The sequence below is a fragment of the Paenibacillus polysaccharolyticus genome (genome assembly GCF_900102085.1).
Lineage (GTDB): Bacteria > Bacillota > Bacilli > Paenibacillales > Paenibacillaceae > Paenibacillus > Paenibacillus polysaccharolyticus.
Genome location: NZ_FMVM01000001.1, coordinates 262,516 through 284,774, shown reverse-complemented (window position 1 = coordinate 284,774; position 22,259 = coordinate 262,516). Strand labels below are relative to the sequence as shown.

Annotated in this window: 20 protein-coding genes; 14 read left to right on the top strand and 6 right to left on the bottom strand. The window is 45.9% G+C overall.

The annotated features are described in order from the left end of the window. Positions 1-140: 140 nt before the first annotated feature. Positions 141-698, bottom strand: coding sequence for a DUF1697 domain-containing protein (locus BLQ13_RS01185; protein ID WP_090915126.1), 558 nt, complete (start codon positions 696-698; stop codon positions 141-143). 169 nt (positions 699-867) lie between these two features. Between BLQ13_RS01185 and BLQ13_RS01180 the strand changes: the two genes are divergently transcribed. Next, positions 868-1,236 (top strand): VOC family protein, encoded by a 369-nt coding sequence (locus BLQ13_RS01180; protein WP_090915124.1) that lies wholly within the window; start codon positions 868-870, stop codon positions 1,234-1,236. Positions 1,237-1,355: 119 nt separating this feature from the next. On the opposite strand, the gene BLQ13_RS01175 is transcribed toward BLQ13_RS01180, so the two are convergent. Then, entirely contained in the window at positions 1,356-2,003 is a 648-nt protein-coding gene (locus tag BLQ13_RS01175) for a hypothetical protein (protein ID WP_090915122.1), read from the bottom strand. Positions 2,004-2,372: 369 nt separating this feature from the next. On the opposite strand from BLQ13_RS01175, the gene BLQ13_RS01170 reads away from it, so the two are divergent. From BLQ13_RS01170 to BLQ13_RS01160, 3 genes are all read left to right on the top strand, one after another. After that, positions 2,373-4,007, top strand: coding sequence for a DUF1593 domain-containing protein (locus BLQ13_RS01170; protein ID WP_090915121.1), 1,635 nt, complete (start codon positions 2,373-2,375; stop codon positions 4,005-4,007). Between the two features lie 218 nt (positions 4,008-4,225). Further along, entirely contained in the window at positions 4,226-5,032 is an 807-nt protein-coding gene (locus BLQ13_RS01165) for an alpha/beta fold hydrolase (protein ID WP_090915120.1), read from the top strand. 23 nt (positions 5,033-5,055) lie between these two features. Next, positions 5,056-6,039: a sensor domain-containing diguanylate cyclase gene (locus tag BLQ13_RS01160; protein ID WP_090915118.1), complete on the top strand. Its 984-nt coding sequence runs from the start codon at positions 5,056-5,058 to the stop codon at positions 6,037-6,039. A gap of 104 nt (positions 6,040-6,143) precedes the next feature. Here BLQ13_RS01160 and BLQ13_RS01155 read toward each other — a convergent pair whose 3' ends face one another. Together BLQ13_RS01155 and BLQ13_RS01150 are read right to left on the bottom strand one after the other, a co-directional pair. Then, the gene (locus tag BLQ13_RS01155; RefSeq protein WP_090915116.1) at positions 6,144-6,404 is read right to left on the bottom strand and encodes a hypothetical protein; all 261 of its coding nucleotides are present in this window, start codon (positions 6,402-6,404) and stop codon (positions 6,144-6,146) included. Beyond that, entirely contained in the window at positions 6,398-7,642 is a 1,245-nt protein-coding gene (locus BLQ13_RS01150; protein ID WP_167375608.1) for a right-handed parallel beta-helix repeat-containing protein, read from the bottom strand. Before BLQ13_RS01150 ends, BLQ13_RS01155 begins: the two co-directional genes overlap by 7 nt. Before the next feature lie 111 nt (positions 7,643-7,753). On the opposite strand from BLQ13_RS01150, the gene BLQ13_RS01145 reads away from it, so the two are divergent. After that, positions 7,754-8,413: a DUF2625 domain-containing protein gene (locus BLQ13_RS01145; RefSeq protein WP_090915664.1), complete on the top strand. Its 660-nt coding sequence runs from the start codon at positions 7,754-7,756 to the stop codon at positions 8,411-8,413. A 25-nt stretch (positions 8,414-8,438) separates the two neighbouring features. Further along, positions 8,439-8,909, top strand: coding sequence for an SMI1/KNR4 family protein (locus BLQ13_RS01140; protein WP_090915113.1), 471 nt, complete (start codon positions 8,439-8,441; stop codon positions 8,907-8,909). Between the two features lie 116 nt (positions 8,910-9,025). Here the strand turns inward: BLQ13_RS01140 and BLQ13_RS01135 are convergent, their stop codons facing one another. Beyond that, the gene (locus BLQ13_RS01135) at positions 9,026-10,375 is read right to left on the bottom strand and encodes an MFS transporter (RefSeq protein ID WP_090915111.1); all 1,350 of its coding nucleotides are present in this window, start codon (positions 10,373-10,375) and stop codon (positions 9,026-9,028) included. 198 nt (positions 10,376-10,573) lie between these two features. Here BLQ13_RS01135 and BLQ13_RS01130 point away from each other — a divergent pair, with 198 nt between their 5' ends. Beyond that, positions 10,574-10,957: a VOC family protein gene (locus BLQ13_RS01130; protein WP_090915109.1), complete on the top strand. Its 384-nt coding sequence runs from the start codon at positions 10,574-10,576 to the stop codon at positions 10,955-10,957. A 161-nt stretch (positions 10,958-11,118) separates the two neighbouring features. Here BLQ13_RS01130 and BLQ13_RS01125 read toward each other — a convergent pair whose 3' ends face one another. Further along, positions 11,119-13,770 carry a cation-translocating P-type ATPase gene (locus tag BLQ13_RS01125; RefSeq protein WP_090915107.1) on the bottom strand — a complete coding sequence of 884 codons (2,652 nt, stop codon included), beginning with the start codon at positions 13,768-13,770 and terminating at the stop codon, positions 11,119-11,121. A 565-nt stretch (positions 13,771-14,335) separates the two neighbouring features. On the opposite strand from BLQ13_RS01125, the gene hcp reads away from it, so the two are divergent. From hcp to BLQ13_RS01085, 7 genes are all read left to right on the top strand, one after another. Beyond that, complete coding sequence (hcp, locus tag BLQ13_RS01115) at positions 14,336-15,628, top strand: hydroxylamine reductase (protein WP_090915103.1); 1,293 nt, start codon at positions 14,336-14,338, stop codon at positions 15,626-15,628. A gap of 234 nt (positions 15,629-15,862) precedes the next feature. Next, the gene (locus tag BLQ13_RS01110; protein ID WP_090915101.1) at positions 15,863-17,479 is read left to right on the top strand and encodes a helix-turn-helix domain-containing protein; all 1,617 of its coding nucleotides are present in this window, start codon (positions 15,863-15,865) and stop codon (positions 17,477-17,479) included. Positions 17,480-17,590: 111 nt separating this feature from the next. Continuing rightward, the gene (locus tag BLQ13_RS01105) at positions 17,591-18,604 is read left to right on the top strand and encodes an ABC transporter substrate-binding protein (protein ID WP_090915098.1); all 1,014 of its coding nucleotides are present in this window, start codon (positions 17,591-17,593) and stop codon (positions 18,602-18,604) included. Further along, positions 18,604-19,635, top strand: a complete 1,032-nt coding sequence (locus BLQ13_RS01100; RefSeq protein ID WP_090915095.1) for an NAD(P)/FAD-dependent oxidoreductase — start codon at positions 18,604-18,606, stop codon at positions 19,633-19,635. Before BLQ13_RS01105 ends, BLQ13_RS01100 begins: the two co-directional genes overlap by 1 nt. A gap of 255 nt (positions 19,636-19,890) precedes the next feature. Continuing rightward, positions 19,891-20,340 (top strand): V4R domain-containing protein, encoded by a 450-nt coding sequence (locus BLQ13_RS01095; protein WP_090915093.1) that lies wholly within the window; start codon positions 19,891-19,893, stop codon positions 20,338-20,340. Positions 20,341-20,475: 135 nt separating this feature from the next. Further along, complete coding sequence (locus BLQ13_RS01090) at positions 20,476-21,018, top strand: CueP family metal-binding protein (protein ID WP_090915091.1); 543 nt, start codon at positions 20,476-20,478, stop codon at positions 21,016-21,018. Positions 21,019-21,256: 238 nt separating this feature from the next. Next, complete coding sequence (locus BLQ13_RS01085; RefSeq protein ID WP_090915089.1) at positions 21,257-22,258, top strand: ABC transporter substrate-binding protein; 1,002 nt, start codon at positions 21,257-21,259, stop codon at positions 22,256-22,258. Position 22,259 lies beyond the last annotated feature (1 nt).

Here is a 22,259-nt window from a genome sequence, read left to right as displayed (position 1 = left end):
CAAAAGGACTTAACATCAGAGAACTGATGTTAAGTCCTTATTTTGTGTAATACTTGTTCCGCAGGCAGGAACGAATTCCCTGAGAGGATTGGTGGAGCCACTACATGGAAGGAGTCCGTTCCTGAACAGGAATGCTGGTTTTATTTTTCAGCAGCGGCTTGCATAAGTGCATAAATTTTACGCGTCGTATTAACGTTTCTAACAGTCATGTACGAATAGATCTTCGAGCTTGCAAGTTTATTCATGCCGCTCCGTGTTGCTTCCTCTCGACTAACCGAATACAGGAGCGCACCAGGCACATAAATAAGCTCGCCTACACCGGGTTTCAGGGGTAGCTTCTCCAGAATATCGACATCATTAATTTCGTCCCACAGAAAGAGAACATCACTTTTGGCCTGATCATCATTGGTCCAATCGGAAGGCAGTGCTTGTATGACAGATGTGATCTCATCCATGTCCCGCACGAGCACTTTAATCTGTAAGTCAAAATCCGTAGCAATGGCCTGTTCCAAAATGGCAGATAATTCGGCATGGGCATTGCTTCGTGCCCGATCGTCGGCAAAGATGATATTGCCAGAATTGATGTACGTTACCACCTTGTGCATCCCTGCTTGCTCAAAGGTTTCTTTAAGCTGCTTCATGCCGATTTTGTTATTGCCGCCCACATTAATACCCCGTAGCAAAGCAACGTAGATCATGCATACATCCTCCTCACCGCTTGAAAAATTTTTAAAAATGAAAAACGCTACTGACATACTGTTGGCAAGAGAGGGTCTTTATAATCAAGATACACATCAAGAAAGCGAGGTTATTTATAAGATTTTAGTCATCTTTGATTAACCCAATATAAAGGAGGACTTTATTAATATGTCAGTCGTTGGACCCGATTTCATTTCACTTCAGGTGAGCAATCTTGCCAGCTCTGCACAATTTTATCAAAATCATCTTGGTCTGGGCCGTTCACAAGCTGGACCGCCTCATGCAGTCGTTTTTGAAACAAAGCCCATCGCATTTGCTCTTCGTGATCTTATGCCAGGAGTAAAACTCGGTCAAGATACTCAGCCTGGGCTTGGTGTCGCTCTGTGGCTGCATGCCCCTGATGCACAAGCCATCCACGACAAGCTTCTCGCAGCAGGTGTAGAGATTACATCTGCACCAATCGATGGACCCTTCGGGCGCACCTTTACATTTGCTGACCCCGATGGTTATTTAATCACTCTTCACAGTAAAGCCTGATATACGACTCTCCAAGTGGTACACAGCTAAAATGTAAATGCTGTTACTGTGAGGGGAGTTTTTTAGTCCCTTATTGTTTATTCAAACCTCCCAAATTACCTTCCTCATTCTCATATATTTCATAAAGATAGATACTCGATAAGATGTTTTGTGTGTGCTTCTCCAAGCAGTTCCTCTAATTTAGGCTGAACCTGGACAAGGTATTCGGGTTTGGTTTCGTAAGTTTCTTCGTCCTTCACTTCTCCTGAAAATGAACACGCGCTTTCAATCAGGATGGCAAGCGCGGTAAAAAAGTCGGCTAGGGAATCCGCAACTCGTTGTGGTTCTCCACCCTCAAATGCAGCATAGACAGGAGAAGCGGGAGCTTGTGCGTCAACGATGATCGGATCATCATTCACATTGGCGATGACAACATGATTGGGTGACCAAGAGGTGGATTCTTCGTAAGGTTCCTGCATACCGACCCAGCGAAATCCCAGCTGTTGACGATGCAGATGCTCGGGAGCGACGAAAAAGAGCAGAGCGGCATCGCCGATTTCTACAGCTGCGTTTTTCATTTTCAGTGTTCCTTCGGCTTGAGCGTCTACCATCTCATAGTGACTATAGAAGTATTGGAGTTCCGGCGAAAGGGAAATACGCTTGTCCACTTCCAGCTGAACCGGAAGCACCCGAGGCCGAAGATCGTGATGTTGAAAAAGTCCGTAGGCTTCATTATATAAGTCTTGTTGTTCAACGAGACGAGTTAAAGCTAGCTTCAGTTGTTGCATAGTTTCGTTCCTCCCGGGCAAGTTATAACTATTATTTTATATCAAATGTGCAATGGCTTACACCCTAAAAATGCCCAGATGGATATCATTGAAGGATATAGTGAGACATCAAGAAAGAGAAGTTGTTTTCGGAATGAATACGTTTACAAAACGGATGTAAGTTGATATTATGTTATTTAATACGGATTGTTACTGTTGCGAACAGGCAAAACCTGAGTATCGATATGTTAAGACCCAGTCGGGTCTGAGTCATATGGATATTTGGGTTTTTTTTCGTTGTACAGAAGACTAATATCCAGGGAAGAAGTGCAACGTACAATACGTGTACATGAACAGCATGTTGTCCAATAGGAAGGGGATGTCGTATGTATGAGTAAACGAAAATGGTCGATCAGATTTGCCACAGGGTGCCTTTGTCTGATGCTTGTCCTTAGCGGTTGTACAGCACAAACACCTCAAACTGCCATAGAGAAGCCGAAACAGGAAACAGAGCAGAACACAGAAGAAAAGTCGGGAGACGACAATAGTCAGATAAGCAAAGGCAGAACCGTTATAACTACAGATGGTGAAGTAGATGATATGAATTCTGTGATTCGTTTCTTGTTGTACGCCAATGAGATGGATTTGGCTGGAATTGTACTCACCAGTTCGGTCTATCATTATGCAGGAGACCAGGAAGCAGGAATCCAACCGTTCCGCTGGACGGGTACGCAATGGATTTATGACATGATTGATGCCTACGGAGAGATCTATCCCAACTTGTCCAAACATGCGGAGGGCTATCCGGAACCGGAACAGCTGCGAACCATGACCAAAATCGGAAATATTACCGACAAGGGTGAGATGGAGAAGGAAACCGAAGGTTCCGTATTTCTCGAAACCCTTTTTCTCGACAACGATCCGAGGGATCTGATCGTTCAGACATGGGGCGGTACCAACACGACGGCCAGAGCGCTGAAGTCTATTGAAGAGAAGTACAAAGGTACGGCCAATTGGGAGACGATTCGTAAAAAGGTAAATGACAAGCTGGTCCTCTATATCATTCTGGATCAGGATGATAGCTACACCAACTATATTGCCAAGAATTGGCCGGAGATTCGGATTCTGAATGACCAGTCTAACTTCTGGCATTTTGCATATGCCTGGAAGTTCCATGCGGAAGAAGTGAACAGTAAGTTACACGGCGATTGGATGGTCAAACATATTTTGAATGGACATGGCAAGTTGCTGGATATGTATGCCACGATGGGGGATGGCAAAATGATTGAGGGAGAACTGGCTGAAGAACAGCGTGGCAGTGCCGAGTACCTCAAAAATAATCCGCAATACGACAAGTATGATTTCATCTCAGAGGGAGATTCTCCATCCTTCTTTTACCTGATTGATAACGGGCTACGCAGTATGGAAGATCCATCGTATGGTGGATGGGGAGGACGCTTCGGTGTTGTCAACGACAAGCTGTTCCGAAACAACGTCCTTGATTATGATCCTTACACTAAAAGGTACGAAGCCGAATATTCCTTGATGCGATGGTTCGATGACATCCAGAATGATTTTGCAGCACGGGCGGACTGGGCGGTCGCAGATACCTTCGAAGGTGCCAATCACAATCCAAGGTTAACGATTAAGGAGGGACTGGATCTGAGTGTCGGGCCGGGTGAACAAGTAACGCTTCACGCTGAAGGTAAAGACCCGGACGGTGATCAGCTGACGTATAACTGGTGGAGATATTTTGAAGCAGACACGTATGGGGATTCCAACGTAAAACAGGAAAAAGTCCAGTCTGAAATGGCAGGTGATCTTCAACTTGGCTTGCATCGTGAACTGGCTAAAGGAGAGAAGATCGATACAATCCCGTTAAAAGGAAGTCAAACCGATACCGTAACATTCATGGTGCCAGAGGACGCCAAATCGGGGGATACGATTCATATCGTTGCTGAAGTTCAGGACGATGGAGAACATCAATTGAAGCATTATCAGCGTGTAATTCTGACTGTAAAATAATACATCAAGGTATGCTAGGGGCATCGCTTGTCATGTAATCGTTGACGAGGGATGCCCTTTCGTGATCATGCGCTCCTAACGAGGGATCAATGAACAGAGAGAATAGTTAGCAGGCTATGAAAACAAATAGGTTAATATTACTTATTTAAATCCCAACATTTTCCGTTATAATAATTGAATAGATGACATGTGAAAATTTTTTAGCAGAGGTGAGTGAGATGACGGTTGATGTCCTTGTACGCAACAATGTAAATGTACTTGGTACAGGCAGTCAGACGATTATGTTTGCGCACGGCTTTGGGTGTGATCAGGATATGTGGCGACATATTGTGCCTGCTTTTTTTGAACAGTACCGGGTTGTTCTCTTTGATTATGTAGGTTCCGGGAAGTCCCAAATTAACTATTATGATGCGCTTAAATATAATGATCTTCATGGCTATGCCCAGGATGTACTTGAGATTATGGAAGTGCTGGAACTTCGGGATGTCATCTTTGTCGGGCATTCCGTCAGCAGTATGATTGGTATGCTTGCCTCCATTCAGGCACCGCATCTTTTCAAAAATATCGTTATGCTGGGGCCTTCTCCGCGTTATTTGAATGATCTGCCCCATTATTATGGTGGATTTGAGCGGCGGGATATAGATGAACTGCTGGAGATGATGCAATTAAACTTTATCGGCTGGGCAAGTTATCTGGCCCCTATTGTGATGCAGAACCCGGAACGCAAGCATTTAACGGAAGAGTTGGAAAAGAGCTTTTGCTCCCGTGATCCGCACATCGCCCGGCAATTTGCCGAAGTTACATTCCTGTCTGATTGCCGGATCGAACTGGATCTGGTGTCGGTGCCTACCTTGATTCTGCAGTGCTCAGATGATAGTATCGCTCCTGTAGAAGTGGGAGATTATTTGCATTCCCATCTGAAGAACAGCAGGCTCACTCAGATGAATGCCAGAGGACATTACCCTCATCTGAGTGAACCCGGCGAGACGATTCGATTAATTAAAGATTATCTGGCTAGTGCATAACGTATAGAGGAAAGGCTGTTTTTATGGACATTCAATTAGATACTGCACCTTGTGGATATTTTTCAATATCGGATTCGGGCGTCATTATGTCGGTAAATCAAACGTTGCTGGACATGATTGGGCGTGAACGGGATGAATTGATGGGCAAACATATTGAATCCGTGATGTCCGTCACCAATAAAGTGTTTTTTCATACGTATTTCTATCCGTATATTCAGTTGTATGGTCATGTGGACGAGATGTACTTTTCCTTTCGCAATCGCGAGCAGGAAGACGTCCCGGTGTTGCTCAACGGGGTGCGTCAGATGCGGGACGGGCAACATATAGTGGACTGCGTAGTCGTCATTATGCGTAAACGCATTGAGCATGAAAAGGACATTTTAAATACCAAGACCAAGCTGCAGGAGTTATATCAGGCAACACAAGAGGCGAACCAAGAGCTGGAGCGTCTGCATGAAGAATACAAAATCAAAGAGCAGGCGCTGATTAAAGTCAATGAACAATTGGAATTGATGGCGTCTACGGACTTGCTGACAGGTCTCAAAAACCGTCGGTTTTTCCAGGAAAAAATGGCTCATCATCTATCTCTTTATCATGAGGAACAGCGTGAATTCTCCCTGCTTGTGATGGATATTGACCACTTCAAAAGCATTAACGACACCTACGGACATCCCATCGGTGATCTGGTACTGGGTAACTTGGCTACGCTATTACTATCCATTTCGCGTGAGGTCGATGTGGTGGCACGTTACGGTGGTGAGGAGTTTGTGATCATTCTGGCAAATTGCGGAGAGGAACAAGCCATCAGCATCGCAGAACGATACCGGTCACAAGTAGCTTCTGCGGATTGGGGGGAATATCACGTTACGGTGAGCATTGGCGCGGCAACGATCTCGGCAGCAGATACGGAGCTGTCTGTGTTTCAAAAGGCAGATGATGCACTCTATGCATCCAAGACGGGCGGGCGAAATAGGGTAACCCATGCCGCTAGTTTGGTCCGGCGTTAAGCCGGGCTAAGCATCATAAAAACGGATCAGCAGGCAGAGAATCTTTGCTTACTTGATCCGTTTGTTTATTAGTATAGACGATGGTCAGAAAAGTAAGACAACGTCTATCTCGGGGCCAGATAGCCGTAAGCTTTGGCTGGAGAGCCTGTTCGCAGGCGATAATCTCCTTTTGAGCTGTTCACAAACGCTGGATTGACGTAGCGTGAGTGTGTGTCATTGCCTGTTCCTTGTTGGTACGCTGTAAAACCGGAATAGCCTTTATTTTTCCAAACCCAAAGGGCATCCTGCGCCTCGCCGTTAACGTAATAAAGGTTGTGGTCGAACACATTGCCTGTATTGCTTGTGTACTCGTTGTAGATCAACACGTCTGAGCTGCCAGCGGCAACAATATTACGGGTGAAGGTGTTATTTTGGGTATGTGACTTGACTGGATCAGGAGCTGTCCGTTGCCTGCGTTTAACGTATCATTGTGTGCGAGTGTATTGTACATGATCTGGCTGTTTTCCGTTGCGCCCCGCTCTTCGTCATAACCTCCTATAGCAATACCGGTTAGTCGATTGGCATAGATCAGGTTATCACGAACGGTGATGTTGCTGGTGGAACGACCGGCGTGCTCCGAAGCTATCTCGATTCCGATATCATTCCGGTATACTTTGTTGCGATCGATGATGTGATGGGTGCCGCCGTCTACATAGATCGCTCCGGCCGAATTACTTTTATTCGGAAGTGGAAGCCCGTAAGATGGATTGCGGGTTGATGTGATGTTGTAGATGGTGTTGCCGCGAACGATGCCGTTTCTCGCCCGATCATACGTGTCATCCTCTGAAATGCCCTCATATCCAATCAGATCAATACCGATGTTGTCCGTATCATGGATGGTATTGTTTATAATGGCGAAGGTGTCAACATTGCCGTTAACCGCAAGTGATTCGCTGGAACCTAACACGAGGTCATATAATTTGTTATCTTTAATGATGATATCGCGTAAGGCCTGTGGATGCTCCGTGCCATAGATGGCGATTCCGTGTGCATCTCTGCCTTGCAGTTCATCGCCTTTTGGCGTTGCTCGGCTAGCTATGGCATGAATTTGGTTGCCGAGAAGCTGCACGTTTTCCCCTGCTCCATGTACATAAATGCCGACAGAGACTTGTCCCGTCTGAGTGGTGGAGAAGCCACGAATCTCCAGATTGGAGATCGTAACATGGCTGACATTGTCCAGTTCGACCATGCCTTCGACGCCGCGTACAGATAATTTCTTACCATCGAGAATCGCTTTCTCTCCAGGATAACTTGAGATTAGCGTAGGTTTGCTTGAAGAAAGCCCGCTACGGGTTATTTTGACTTTCTGGGGGTAGACGCCTTGGCGCAGATAGATCGTACTACCGGGAGAAGCATGATCCGCTGCATACTGAATCGTCTTCCACGGAGAATGGATGGTTCCAGGATTCTTATCGTTTCCCTGTGGTGAAATATAATAGATGGTCTGATCATTCGTTTCGGTTTGGACATCTGGTTGTTGAGGAATAGAGAAGGCTCGATCCTGGCAGCCCGAAGATGTGAACAACGTGAGGATTAGAGCAGGGAGCAGGATGAAACGAAACAAGGATATTCCTCCTTTAATTACAATCTGAAAGCTAATTATATCAGATTTGAATGGTAGAATAAGCCATGATATGCTTGGAAAAGTCATGAAATGGAGAGGAGTTGTGGAATGATGAATAATCTGTCTGCTGATGAATTAATTGATCAGGAAAATCATGCCTGGCCGGAGCTTAAAGCGCTTATGGATCAGGGGGGAAATACATATACCTATGTTCCGGCAAAGCCGGAGACGGGAAAGAATGCGTTGCACCAGCTCCAAGTGAGTACGCGTTCCTATCTGGGAGCTGTCGCCTATGAGACGGAGGGCATGGTGGTGGATCATGGATGGATTACGTTGCTGGGTGCAGGCGGTGAGAGTGTATATGGCAGTCTGGCCAGCTGGAATGGCTTGAGTGCTGAACCTGCTGTAGAGGCATTGCCGGGTATGATGGTCGTGGCCTATGATGTGGCTGGAGGCTTTTTTGCTCTGGATACCGGGAAGTTCGATGGCTCGGGACAGATTTATTATTTTGCACCGGATGCCTTGGAGTGGGAATCAACAGAGCTCTCGTTCTCCGAGTTTATGACTTGGCTGGCTGAGGGTGATCTGCAATTATTTTACGAAACGTTTCGCTGGAAAGGCTGGCAGGAAGATATGGCGCAACTGGACAAAGGCCAAGTGTTTGCTTATTTTCCTCCGCTCTGGACGAAGGAAGGTAGCGGAAAGAAAAGCAGCAAAGCGCCAGTTGATATTGCTGAAGCTTGGAAAGCGGCACTTGAAGCGAAAAACTGATCAAGCTTAGAGAGGGCGAATAGGGATGAATGACCAGAATGATCGTGCAAGTGTGACGCGTATTCAGTCTCATTATGGTATTGTTTTTCCACAGGACTATCTGGACTTTATTCAGCTACACGGCGATGCTTCCTTTGATCTGATCCAGGGCACAGAGACGGAAGATTGGGACATTCGTTTTCATGTACTGGATGATCAGTTTATCGTCAATAATGCTGCGTTGGTGGATGAAGTCAATCCTGATCCGCGGCGTATTATTCCGATTGCGTGGAGTGTCAGCAGCGGCAACAACTACTTGCTCGATTATCGGGAGAACAAAGTGTTCCCTTCTGTATTGGTGATGGAGCATGAACTGGCGATGGTGCGTGAAGATGCGGAGAGTGAAGCCGAGACGATGGAAGAGGCACAGCAGTTGATGGAGGAAAATGTGAAGCTGCTTGCTGCTCATTTCCAGTCATTTGCGGCCCTTCTCCAGGTACGGTCATCACAAGCGTAGGGTTTGTATTGGAGAAAGCAAAAGAAGCAAAAGGCTCGCAAACAGGTGCGAGCCTTTTTTACATAAGTTGAACTTGTAATTTTAGCGGTACACTCCGCCGACAGGAGCACGCTTCATTAGCGACCCGAGGGTACATAGGTTAAATCACGGTTCGAAACTGAAGTAGCTTTACTATGCCATAACGTCAGTCCAAGCGAAATGAGACATACGACCAGCAGGCAGCCGTATACTACATGATAAGCTTCTTGTAGCGTTACTCCGGGTATGGCGTGCAGAAGCAAACCACACACGGCTACAGACACTGAACCACCAAAGAACTGGATCAGCTGCAGCAAGCCCATGCCAGAACCAATCTGGTTTCTAGGCAGTACACGTGAAGCTTCGTTATTCAGGGAGGCCATGGAGGCTGATAGTGCTGGCGAGAAGAACACGTAACCGCCTGTAATGATCAGGGCAGACTGGTCAAGTCCAAGCATAAACAACACCAGAACTGCCGCCAGCATACACTGCCCGATCAGCATAAACCGCATATTGCCATACCGATCTATCCAGCGACCGACATAACGGGTACAAAATGCCGAGATAATCGCTCCGGGGGCAATGAGCAAACCGATGGCAAGGGCAGAGCGATGGTACAGATCCGCAAGCACTAACGGCATAAGGAACAGATTTCCGAGATTAACCACGAGTACGCAGAACCCAATGATAATAAGCCTGGTGAAACCCGGTGTCCGAAATACCTGTGGGTTCACAAAAGGCAACCTTGCTTTGCGAATATACAGAATATGAGTAGCCAGAGAGACTATGCCGATGACAAGCCATATCCATGACCGCTGTGTGATGGCTACCAGCAAGGTGGTTGCATTAACAATGGTGAGTAGTGCGCCTGTAAGGTCAAATGGCTGTTCTTTGTTCACGGTCTCCCGTGGTAAAAAATAGAGCAATACCGGCAGGGCCAGTAGCACCAGCACCGTAATCGCAAACAATCCGTTCCAGCCCATGTACTCGCTGATCAGTCCGCCAACAATGGGACCAAGACCAAAGGCCATTGCGCTACCTGATGAGATGAGAGCCAGAGCTGCACCGCGTCGTTCCACCGGAATGTATCGGCTTGCAATGACCAGACCGAGTCCAGCCATAACTCCGGCCCCTGCAGATTGCAGAATACGCGTCGTCAGCAACAAGGCAAAGTTATGTGCGAACAAACCAAGCACGGACGAGCAACCGAGAATCAAGAGCCCAACGGTGACCAGCTTACGTACCGGAATTCGGTCAGACAAGCGGCTGTAAATTACGGTAGACAAGGCATATCCAATAGAATAACTGGAGATAACCCAGGAGCCCAGGTCAGAAGTGATCTGAAGATCACGGATAATGACAGGCAACGAAACATTAAACATGGTTGTGTTCATGACCACGATGAACAGACAACATGTCCAGAGTGGCATTACAATTTTTTCTTTCACGTAACCATTCCTGTCTTGTATGAAGTTATTGTATGATATGAACAGACTTTGACATTAGTATTACATACGATGGAGACAAAACAATATTCTATTTTACACCTCCAATGTTAATATGGCAATAGTGTCATAGTTATTCGAGTGACTACATAACAGGCGTAATCAGGTTTAAGAACAATTAGGATGAAGGAGATTAGTATTATGAAGCCAGAATTATTAGAGTCTCACAGTGTGTTCCCAACCCTTGATATGAGGAGAACGGCTGCATTTTATGAAGAAAAATTAAAATTTCGTGTCGTTGAATACTTGGATGTTGCAGAGCCGCATGTCTGTCTGTACCGTGATTCTACCGAGATTATTTTAACCCAAAGTAATGGACAAAAGGTGATTCCGAATAGAGAACTGTATGGCTACGGATACGATGCCTATTTCATTACGAAACAGCAGGAAGAGCTCGAACAAGAGTTGATCGATGCGGGTGTAACGATTGTTCGTTCCTGCCATCATTCTGATTATAATAACAAAGAATTTGTGATCGAGGATATCGATGGACGATGGATTGCCTTTGGCATCAAGCAGGGTTAGTAGAAGGTACTGGAATAGAAGCAAAAAGCACTAAACAATCTATCTATGGTATGAAAAAATAACCCGGATAAACAAACAGGCGCCCTTCCAAAAAGGGGCGCTGTTTGTTTATCCAATCTATAAAAGCTTACAACGATGTACATCGGTACATCGTGTATCAACTAAGCCGCCGCGGTTTGTTTGCCGCGATTGCGAATCCATTTGATGATATCCATCAGGATAACCGCGCCGAGCGCAAGCCCACCTGCGATCAGGAGCTCATCCCAGCCGAAGGTGTCAGGAATGGCAAAGATGCTGCGAACACCCGGAATCAGTGTAATGCCATAGAGGCAGAGACAGACCACAATCGAACCAAGCACGAGCTTGTTGGTCAGGAAGCCAACCTGGAAGATGGTCTGGGTGTTGGAACGTGCCGCGAAGGTTTGCAGACTGCGCGCCAGAATCAGTGTAGTAAACGCCATCGCAACACTCATCTCTTCCGAGATACCGAGACCGATATATTGCGACACAATTACGGCAACGCCGATGAGCAACCCGCGGGTGATAACAGCCTGCAACGTTCCGCCTGCAAAAATGCCCTCGTTAATGTCACGCGGCTTGCGTCGCATCACATCCGGTTCGGCTTTCTCCGTGCCGAGCGCAATAGCCGGCAAGGAGTCGTTGACCAGGTTGATAAACAGCAGCTGTAGCGCTGTGAATGGATTGACCCAGCCGACAACCAGTGCGAAGAGGATGGCGATAATGGCGCCGAGATTACCGGCGAACAGATAGGCGATAGCCTTTTTAATATTATCAAATACCATCCGTCCAACGCTGACCGCATTCACAATGGATACAAAATTATCGTCAGTCAGGATCATCGCCGCCGCATCTTTGGCGACATCCGTTCCACTTCCCATGGCTACGCCGATATCGGCCTGTTTCAGTGCAGGAGCATCGTTGACGCCATCTCCGGTCATGGCTGCAACTTTACCTTTGCGCTGCCATGCACGCACGATCCGAATTTTATTTTCGGGGGACACCCGTGCATAGACGGAGATATGCTCCAGCTGCCCATCCAGTTCTTCATCCGTCATCTTATCCAGCTCGGCACCGGTGATCGCGAGATCATCTTTGTTTGCCAGTCCGATATCAATACCGATAGCCTGCGCTGTAGTTTTGTGGTCACCCGTGATCATAATGGTGCGAATGCCTGCTTTTTTTGACTCCTCAATCGAGCCATAAACCGCTTCACGCGGTGGATCAATCATGGCTGTCAGGCCGACTAATGTAAGATCGGATTCGTCTTCGGGAGTGACCTCTTTTTTGTCATCGAAACGTTTGTAAGCGTAGGCTAGCACCCGGAAAGCACGTTTGGAGAACGCTTCGTTCTTCTCTTCGAATTGAGCACGAATCTCAGGAGTCAACGGTTGTACTTCACCATGTATAAATACATGACTGCAGCGGCTGAACAACACATCCGGGCCGCCTTTGGTCAGCAAAGCAGTCTGTCCCTCAAAGGTATGCACCGTGCTCATCAGCTTGCGATCCGAGTCAAACGGAAGCTCGGCTTCCCGTGGAAACTGATCCCGGATTTCGTTGTAATCCTTGTTCACGCTGTTGCTAAACGCAATGAGTGCAACTTCGGTGGGGTCACCAAGTTCCTTGCCCTCCTGGTTGATGTTCGAATCATTGCAGAGTACGGCAATATGTAACAACCGACGTTCTTCTTCCGACCATTCGGCAGGATCATCGGGGAACTCGTCTTTTGTACCATGGGGAATGTAATAATCCACAACAGTCATTTTATTCTGAGTGAGTGTACCGGTTTTATCCGTGCAAATAATGCTGGCTGATCCCAACGCTTCCACCGCGGGCAATCTGCGAATAATTGCATGTTGCTTGGCCATCTTGCTGGTACCGAGAGAGAGTACGATGGTGACGATGGACGAGAGAGCTTCAGGTATGGCGGCCACAGCGACGGCTACAGCAAACATCAGCGCGTTGATCAGAGATGGTCCGATATTTTCGGTGCCTTCTGTCAGCCACACCCGTCCTGCTTCAATGGCAAAAATAAGAATCGACAGACCCAGGATGAAAAAGCCCAGCTTTTTGCTGAATGATTCCAGTTTGCGTTGCAGCGGTGTTTCCTTCGCCTCCGCATTTTCAATCAATTCAGCGATTTTACCGATTTCGGTTTTTAGTGCCGTACCTGTAATGACAATCGTGCCGCGACCATATACAACTAGCGATCCACTGAATGCCATATTGCGCCGATCCCCAATTCCAGCCTCTTCCGGAATCACCTCCGCATGTTTTTCTGCAGCTTCGGATTCACCAGTCAGCATGCCTTCGTTGATTTTGAGACTGCCGGATTCCAGAATACGCCCGTCTGCCGGTACGTAATCCCCTGCATCAAGCAATATGATGTCGCCGGGAACGAGCTCCCGCGCAGGAAGCGTCTGCTTCTGACCATCTCGAATGACCTTGGCCTCGGGGGCTGACATCTGGCGAAGGGCATCTAGTGAGCTTTCCGCTTTCTTGGTCTGCACCACGCTAATGATAGCGTTAAGCAGAATGACGAGAAAGATGATCAAGGATTCGATCAGATGCCCAAGCACAACTTGTACAGCAGCTGCGATGAGTAGCACGATGACCATCGGATCTTTAAAATTTTCAAGGAACAGTTTCCAGATCGGTGTTGCATCTTTTCCTTTTAACTCGTTATATCCTACGGATTCTAATCTCTTCGTTGCTTCGGATGTGGAAAGACCTCTCTCGGAACTTTGTAACTCCTGCAATACTTCGTCTGCACTGCGCCTGTAATGTTGCAATCGACCAGCTCCTCGGCATGTGATTTATATGTGTATTACCCGATTGGACAAAAACTAGAATCGCCAATGGATGTAGTTTTTTTCAGCATTGGATATGTAGGATGACGATAGGATTCGGCAGCATCCGTTATCTATGTCATTATTCATAATTCCAGTGATACTTATGCGTAGAGACAGCATCACTGGAATGAAAGTTTTCATTTTACAGCAGGAGCATCAGTACTCTTTAAATCAAACGATAGCCCGGAGGCAGTTGGCCTGTACGCTGAATTCTTCGAACATGGGCTGCCGTTAACCGCTGGTTAGATGCGATCAAGGATTCAACATCCCCTCTTCTAAGAAAATCATCCAGTTCACGGATACTGCGATTTCCCCGCAGAATTACAAAATTGTCACGGAAACGATTGAATAGGAGTAATGGATTGGATAATCGTCTGTTAAAAGTTCGAAAAGGGAGAATATGGGTGTTAGTTTGAAAAACTGTGTGTAATATCACAATTGTCTGCCTCCAGCTCTGTTACGCTATTTCATAACAAGGAGTTAAATTGGTTTGGAGGGAATTAATATGTTTTGTTATCAATGTGAACAGACACCGAGTGGTGGATGTAAAGTAATTGGGGTATGTGGTAAAAATGAAACGATTGCCAGCTTGCAGGATACGATGATCTTTGCACTGAAAGGGATTGCGGCTTACGCAACACACGCACGGCAGCTTGGTTATACCGATCCTGAGGTGGATCGGATCACACACGAAGCTTTATATATGACACTTACGAACTCAAACTTTAATCAGCAGGAACATTTAGAGATGGCGATGAAAGTCGGTAATGCTGCTATTCGAATCATGGATGTATTGGATCGTGCGCATACCGATCGATTTGGTATTCCACAGCCAATCACGGTGAGTCAGAATCAGATTGAAGGTCATTGTATCGTCGTGACGGGTCACAATCTGTACGCCCTCGAAGAATTACTGCGTCAGACAGAAGGCAAAGGCATCAACATCTACACGCATTCCGAAATGCTGCCTGCGCATGGTTATCCGGCATTAAAGAAATATGCTCATCTTAAAGGGAATATCGGTAAAGCCTGGTACGATCAGCGCAGACTGTTTGAGGAATTTCCGGGTGCGATTCTGGCGACAACCAACTGCGTTATGCCGATCAAAGGCACATATGCCGATCGATTCTTCTCTTATGAAGTCGCTGGTCTCGAAGGAGTAACGAAGATCGAAGGCGAGAATTTCTCACCTCTTATTGAGCGAGCATTGTCACTGCCAGTAGCGAACATCCAATCCGAGCAAGTATTAACGACAGGTTATCACCATGAGACCGTGATCGGGCTCGCACCTGAGATTATTCAGGCCGTCAAAGACGGACATATCCGTCGCTTCTTTGTCATTGCAGGCTGTGACGCACCGGGTAAGGGCGGTAACTATTACCGTGAACTCGCTACGTCGCTACCGAATGATACGGTTATTCTCACCACCTCTTGCGGTAAGTTCCGCTTCAATGATGTGGATTACGGTACGGTGGGAGACACGGGCATTCCGCGGTATATCGACTTGGGTCAATGCAACAACTCCGGTTCAACTGTGAAAATCGCAATGGCTTTGGCCGATGCTTTTGGCTGCACGGTGAACGAGCTTCCTGTAAGCATCGTGCTGTCATGGTTTGAGCAAAAAGCGGTAGCAATTCTGCTTGGCCTGTTCAGTCTTGGCATTCAGGATATCCGGATCGGGCCTAAACCGCCTGAATTTATTTCAGAAGGTGTACTGGATGTGCTCGTAGACATGTTTGGTCTGAAACTGATCACGACAGCAGAAGAAGATATGAACGCAATGCTGGCTTTGTCTTAAGCAAGTGTAGTTATATGAGTAGATTAGATAAAAGAGTCGTGCTTCCTGCACGGCTTTTTTTGACGTTGTGAACCAATTCCGGCATAGGATTGCACAGCGATTGCGATTCAGGTAGGATGAGTTCAAACGTTGGATGTGTGTATGGGGAGCATGACGAATAGAATAGTTGGATCAGGAATGGGCCTGCATGCGTGTAGGCTTTTTTCAGGAGTATGATCGTGAAAGGATAAGAATATGCCTCAGAATATGGAATGGATTGCTCAGTGGAGGTCAACCAAGGCATTAAACAATACATGGATATCCACCGGGGAGCGGCATTACTTTGCCAGTCACAGCCTGATATTTATTCTGGATGGCAAAGCGACATGGAGTATTAATGGCCAACGTGTTCACGCCTCCTTTGGAGAATTAATTGCGCTTGAAGAGAAATCGGTTCTGGAGGTCATTGACGGAGGCGATATGGATCTGGCAGGATGGCATGTTCAGTTCGATACTTACGCTGTATTTGAGGAAGGAAGAGAAGTAGAGAAGTACGATTGGCATGTACCTTCGGGGGAAGCCTATAAGAAAGTGCAACTTCCAGGGGGAAGTCTGGCTAGCATTATTCAGCATATGAGTGAAGCAAACACGGGTGAGGGGAGGGCGCTATGGATTGGAAATCAGCACTTGTTATATGAGCTGTTGAATAATCTCTATCAGCAAAAGCGGGATAACGAACTGAGACCGGAAGATGGTATACTCCGTTCCATCGATTATATGCGGGAGCATTATGATCAGGTGATTACGAGGGGACAGTTGGCGCAGATCGCAGGCATTACGCCGTGGCACTATTCCCGAAAATTCAATGAACAATATGGTAAGCCGCCTTTAGATTATCTGGCTCATTATCGCATCTATCGTGCTCAGGAAGAACTATTATTAACTTCAGCCACCTCACAGGATATTGCTAAAAAGTCCGGGTTTGAGGATGCTCATTATTTCAGTCGTCGCTTCAAGCAACTGACAGGGGAATCACCGAAACAATATAGACAACATTTGAAGCATCGTAGAATAGTAGTGCTTTCCCCAATCTGTGCAGAGATGATGATTCATCTGGGTGTTATTCCATATGCCGTTATGGTCACTGAGATCCTGTTGTCTCCACATCAACGTGAGCAATTTATCGTGCATGGGGTGAGACTGCTTGAGGTTACGCAATATGGTATGGATCTGGAACTTGTAAGGCAAGTCCAACCAGAGATTATTGTGGGCAATAGTATGACAGAAGAGATTAAAAGAAAACTGCGCACAATTGCACCACTTTTGACAGGACTTCATCAGAACATAGAGCCTTTGCTCTATCAATTGGCAGCCTGGTTTCATAAGGAAGAAGCAGCCCAAGGAATCCAGTTACAATTGAAACAACAAGTTAGCGTAGCACAACAGAAGTTGCAACCCATCATTCAATCCGCCTCGACAGTTATGCTGCTAAGGGTAGAAGCTTTTGGTTACCGTTATTTGGGTGGGCACTCATACGGAATATCACAGTTGATATATGATCAGCTTGGATTAGCAATTCCGCAAGCACTGGAACAAGGTACAGCCTGGTTCAATCCTTGCTCACTTGACTTGTTGGTACAGGCCAATCCGGATTATCTGTTTGTTGAGAAACGAATGATGCAACATTTCAGTGCCGACGAGAATATGAGAAAACTGGTGCAGAGTTCTCAATGGAATGAACTGAAAGCGGTAAAAAACAAGCGGGTATTCTACATCGATACTCATCTATGGGTCGACGGTCATGGCATCACTGGCCAAAATTTGATTCTAAATCAGATGATCAGCAATCTGGTAGATACCGCATCAGAATAAGCACAATAATCCATCTGAATAAGCACGATAAGCTATGGATGCAACACTTCTTATTTGATAATATTTGATAATAATTATCATTATCAATACATATAAGGGGCGAAGCATATCATGTTACGAAGTTTTAGAGGATTGGGTATCATGCTGGTGGTGATCTGCATTTTGCTGGCGGCATGTTCCAGCGGAACCAAAGAGGAGACAACAGCGGGTATATCAGGAACTCAGAGTGAGGAAGCAACAAGTACAACAAAAGTTGAACCGAATAACAGTGAAACCAAAGTGGTGAAGGATCAGTTTGGAGAGGTGACCATCCCTGCCCATCCTCAAAATCTGGTTGTGTTTGATTCGATCTATGCCGAGTATTTAATTGAGATGGGAGTTACACCACAGATCGTATTGTACACGCCAGAAGTCGAAGCGGAATATCGACCCGCCTATTTTAAAGAACACGGTGTTCAGACGATAGAAGTAGAACAATATCAATACAATTATGAGCAGTTGCTTGCATTATCTCCGGATATGATTCTTACAGCCGGCGAGGGTATGGAACAGGGCGTATACGACGAATTATCCAAAATCGCTCCGACTGTGGCACTGGATGCCAATAGTGAAATGGAGCGGGCGATGCCCAAATTAGCGGCCATCTTCGACAAGACTGAGGAATCTGCTAAGGTACTGGCCGAATTTGAAGAGAAGGCTGCACAGGCCAAAGATAAGATTGCAACTGCTCTGGGGGACAAGACGGTATTAGTCCTGCGTGTGGAGCACAATCGTTACCGTTTCATGGGTCCCAAAGGGGGAAGCAGCAGTGTCTTTTTCTATGAAACCCTCGGTTTAAACAGTCCGGAGGCCATTAAAGACTCTACAGATTGGTTCAGTCAGTTCTCTTTGGAATTTTTGCCTGAGTTGAATCCGGATTATATCTTCTTGGAAGACAGAACCCTCGTAGGTTATGACACGAAGAAATCCATGGAAGATCTGAAATCAAGCCAGGTGTGGGCGAATCTGAAGGCAGTAAAGAATGATCATGTTTTCCCACTGAAAACCAGTGAATTTGTATCCGGTGTGGGTCCGATAGGTTCAGTTAAATTAATGGACTATGTTGTTGGAAAGTTGGTGCCTTAATGAATACTGAGAAGCAACTGGACATTTATGATATTACGATCGTAGGCGGTGGGCCTGCTGGAATGTACTCTGCATTCTACAGCGGAATGAGAGCCATGCGTACTAAAATCATTGAAGCAAAACAGGAACTCGGCGGATTTATGCGTACCTATCCAGAGAAGTTAATCTGGGATGTGGGGGGAATCGAGCCTGTACGTTGTGAGAAATTGATTGAATCTTTGGAGGTACAAGCGAGAACATTCGACCCCACTATTGTATTCGGCCAACAGATTGATCAGATGCATCGGCGTGAAGATGGTGTATTCGTGCTGACAACCAAGACGGGAGAGCAACATTACACACGCACCATCCTGTTATGTGCAGGTCGGGGAATGACACAGGTTCAAAAGCTGGACATTGAGGGTGCGAACCGTTATGAACTAACCAATCTGCATTACACGGTTACAGACGTTTCCCGTTTTATCGGCAAACGGGTTCTGATCTCGGGAGGTGGCGATTCTGCCATTGATTGGGCCAATGAAATAGCCAAAATTGCGAATGAAGTGATTGTGGTACACCGGCGGCATGAGTTCACTGCGCATGAAACGCCAGTCGCCCAGATGAAAGCTCATGCTCAGGTCTTTACGCCCTATGGGATATCTCATTTATACGGTGCGGGTGACCGGATAAACCGTGTTGAACTCAAACATATGGAGACTGGGGAATTGAAACAGCTGGGCATGGATGAAGTTATCGTGAGTCATGGGTATGATCGCGACTTCGGCAATCTGGTACAGTGGGGACTCGAACGTGAAGATTATGGGGTGAGCGTTGATGCGCGCATGCGTACCAGCATTCCAGGTGTGTTTGGAGCCGGTGACTTTATCACTTATGGAAGCAAAGTGCGACTGATCGCAGGAGCCTTTAACGATGCAGTGCTTGCAGTTAACAGTGCAAAGATGTATCTGGAACCTGCAGCATCCGATATGGCGGGTGTGTCTTCTCATAATGCCCGGTTCTTTGAGAAAAACAAAGCTATTACCAACAGATAGACAAGCCAATGTATCTGTCAGGAATAGGAAAGAGTGCGAGATTCATAGGATGAAAGTCAATATCCTTGCCAGCCACCCGAGAAGTTCTTGGTGTGGTTGGCAAGGTTTTTTTTGTTGTGTTTCAAGTTATATTGGCAAGTTAAATGCGGGATTGCAAGATTAGGCGAATCGCCTGTTTTATTGATTGGAATCAAGGAAAGGGAAATATTTTTCTGTCATTATGGAATTATAAATCATCCATGGGAGGTCGCAACGATGTTGGAATATACATTTGAGGATATGAGAAAGATGAATCGTGATAAGTTGGGAAATATGGTGCCGCTGGAACTGTTTCGCACGATTCGGTTAATTGGATTAAATCAGGGTTTGCCGATGGGCGGCAAAGGCACCACACTTACCATTGGACGTAAAATTGGAGAGAATCTGCCTGTACATACGGTCGAGGAATTATTGCAAATGTTTGAAGAACTGCGGATTGGTATTCCCCGGGTAATAGAAAGAAATGAGCATAAGATCATTGTTGCTGTGGATGACTGTTTCTGTAAAGGACTGCCTACACTTGAAGATGAGAAAATGGTATGTGATCTGGAGGGGGCAATTCTCGAAGGGGCACTGACTAAGATGATGAAACGAAGAGTGACAGTAAAAGAAACCAAGTGTAACGTAAGCGGTCATGAACATTGCGAATATGAGATCAAGCTGTAATTACATGATATAATTATTATAAGATGGCTCAATCAAAGAACCAAAAATGTGAATATATGGTGAAATGATCTATTGAATTCGTCCGGGATATCTCCTTTTCTTATATAATTAAAGCAATAAGAAAGGGGTTGCCAAATGAAAAAATCGTTATGGATTATTGCCAGTGTGGCACTTGTAATCGTACTCGGAACATACTTGATCGCCAATACGGCAGGCCAAAAGAAGACCGAACAGGCGGATGCACCGGATATCCGAAAGCTGGTTGAAGATATCAGTACAGGCCGAGAAACACCGCAGTCTGCTTCAATCAGTGCGACAACGTTAACCGTGACAGATTCAGGAAACCAGGAAACGTCCTACGATTTGCCCGAAGATGAGTTTTTTCTCTCCATTGCTCCTTATGTAGAACAGACACATCCCTGTGAGATTCATAGTTTAACGGGTTGCCAAGGAGAGATGGCGAATGAACCATTCCGTGTGACGATACATGATTCCAAAGGCAACACCTTGATGAAAGATGAAGTGTTGAAGTCCGGTGCCAATGGATTTATGGATTTGTGGGTACCACGTGATAGAACGTATTCAGTCCGTATTGTTCACGGCGGAAAGGTGGCTGAAACACAATTATCTACATACAAAACGGATCAGACCTGCATTACGACAATGCAGTTAATCTAAGCTGAGGTTCAACCCGAACAAGTATCAAGCCAAGAATAGGCAGATCAACATACGAACTAATGTTATAAAGATACGATAAAGACAAGGAAAGGCTGGCCTACAGGGCATGTCTTTCCTTTTTCTGATGTCATTAAAGAATGTGAAAATTATGAGGCAACGTTGACAAAAAAGAATAGCATGGGTGATAATGATAATTGTTATCATATAAATACATACAAACATAGAGGAGATTAGAGATATGAAAAAAGGGTTACATGCACTACTCATCATGATGGCATTTGTTTTAGTTCTGGCGGGATGTGGTAAAAATGCCACAACAACAGAACCAACTAAAAATACGGTTTCGGGCGGTGCTCCTGCTGAGGAGTCTGCTGGACCGGTTACTGTCCAAGATAATCGTGGGGAATTTACATTGGACAAGCCGGCTAAACGTGTCGTGACATTGGAATGGACATATACGGAGGATGTTGTTGCTCTAGGAGTTCAGCCTGTCGGTAATGCAGATAATGCCAACTATAAAGTGTACGTAACGGACCAAGCTGCTCTGGATGACAGTGTTACGGATATCGGAACACGTAGCGAGCCGAATATGGAGGCTATTGCAGCACTCAAGCCGGATCTCATCATCGCCAACGCAGACAACAATTCGAATGTGTATGAACAGTTGAAAGCTATTGCTCCAACACTGGAGTTTGATCCATATAACGGTGATGGTTATAACTATGACAAGATGACGACCATTTTTAATACGATTGCAACTGCTTTGGGCAAAGAAGATAAAGCAAAAGAAGTGCTCAGCAACTTGGATCAGCATTATGCAGAAGCCAAAGAAAAGCTGGCTGCAGCAGGTAAAGAAAACTTTCATTTTGCACTAACACAGGCATTTACGTATCAAAATGCAGCTTCCCTGCGCATGTTCAGTGACAACTCGGTTGTAGTGGGTACGTTGAACAAAATTGGCATGGTGAATGACTGGCAGCCGGATAAACTTGAAAACTACGGTTTCTCTACAGTCGGGATTGAATCTTTATCGACAGTGCAAGATAGCAATTTTATCTATATTACACAGCCAGACGATGATGTATTTGGTACAGCGATGAAAGATAATTCCGTTTGGAAAGGTCTGAACTTTGTGAAGGAAAAGCGCATCTATCAACTGGGAAGTACGACATGGACATTTGGCGGCCCGATCTCTTCCAAGGTATTGGTAGACGGCGTGGTTGAGGCGATTACCAAATGAG

Coding starts and splice junctions, on each gene's coding strand:
- BLQ13_RS01185 (WP_090915126.1), bottom strand. CDS start 698: ATGATCTACGTTGCTTTGCTACGGGGTATTAATGTGGGCGGCAATAAC.
- BLQ13_RS01180 (WP_090915124.1), top strand. CDS start 868: ATGTCAGTCGTTGGACCCGATTTCATTTCACTTCAGGTGAGCAATCTT.
- BLQ13_RS01175 (WP_090915122.1), bottom strand. CDS start 2,003: ATGCAACAACTGAAGCTAGCTTTAACTCGTCTCGTTGAACAACAAGAC.
- BLQ13_RS01170 (WP_090915121.1), top strand. CDS start 2,373: ATGAGTAAACGAAAATGGTCGATCAGATTTGCCACAGGGTGCCTTTGT.
- BLQ13_RS01165 (WP_090915120.1), top strand. CDS start 4,226: ATGACGGTTGATGTCCTTGTACGCAACAATGTAAATGTACTTGGTACA.
- BLQ13_RS01160 (WP_090915118.1), top strand. CDS start 5,056: ATGGACATTCAATTAGATACTGCACCTTGTGGATATTTTTCAATATCG.
- BLQ13_RS01145 (WP_090915664.1), top strand. CDS start 7,754: ATGAATAATCTGTCTGCTGATGAATTAATTGATCAGGAAAATCATGCC.
- BLQ13_RS01140 (WP_090915113.1), top strand. CDS start 8,439: ATGAATGACCAGAATGATCGTGCAAGTGTGACGCGTATTCAGTCTCAT.
- BLQ13_RS01130 (WP_090915109.1), top strand. CDS start 10,574: ATGAAGCCAGAATTATTAGAGTCTCACAGTGTGTTCCCAACCCTTGAT.
- hcp (WP_090915103.1), top strand. CDS start 14,336: ATGTTTTGTTATCAATGTGAACAGACACCGAGTGGTGGATGTAAAGTA.
- BLQ13_RS01110 (WP_090915101.1), top strand. CDS start 15,863: ATGCCTCAGAATATGGAATGGATTGCTCAGTGGAGGTCAACCAAGGCA.
- BLQ13_RS01105 (WP_090915098.1), top strand. CDS start 17,591: ATGTTACGAAGTTTTAGAGGATTGGGTATCATGCTGGTGGTGATCTGC.
- BLQ13_RS01100 (WP_090915095.1), top strand. CDS start 18,604: ATGAATACTGAGAAGCAACTGGACATTTATGATATTACGATCGTAGGC.
- BLQ13_RS01095 (WP_090915093.1), top strand. CDS start 19,891: ATGTTGGAATATACATTTGAGGATATGAGAAAGATGAATCGTGATAAG.
- BLQ13_RS01090 (WP_090915091.1), top strand. CDS start 20,476: ATGAAAAAATCGTTATGGATTATTGCCAGTGTGGCACTTGTAATCGTA.
- BLQ13_RS01085 (WP_090915089.1), top strand. CDS start 21,257: ATGAAAAAAGGGTTACATGCACTACTCATCATGATGGCATTTGTTTTA.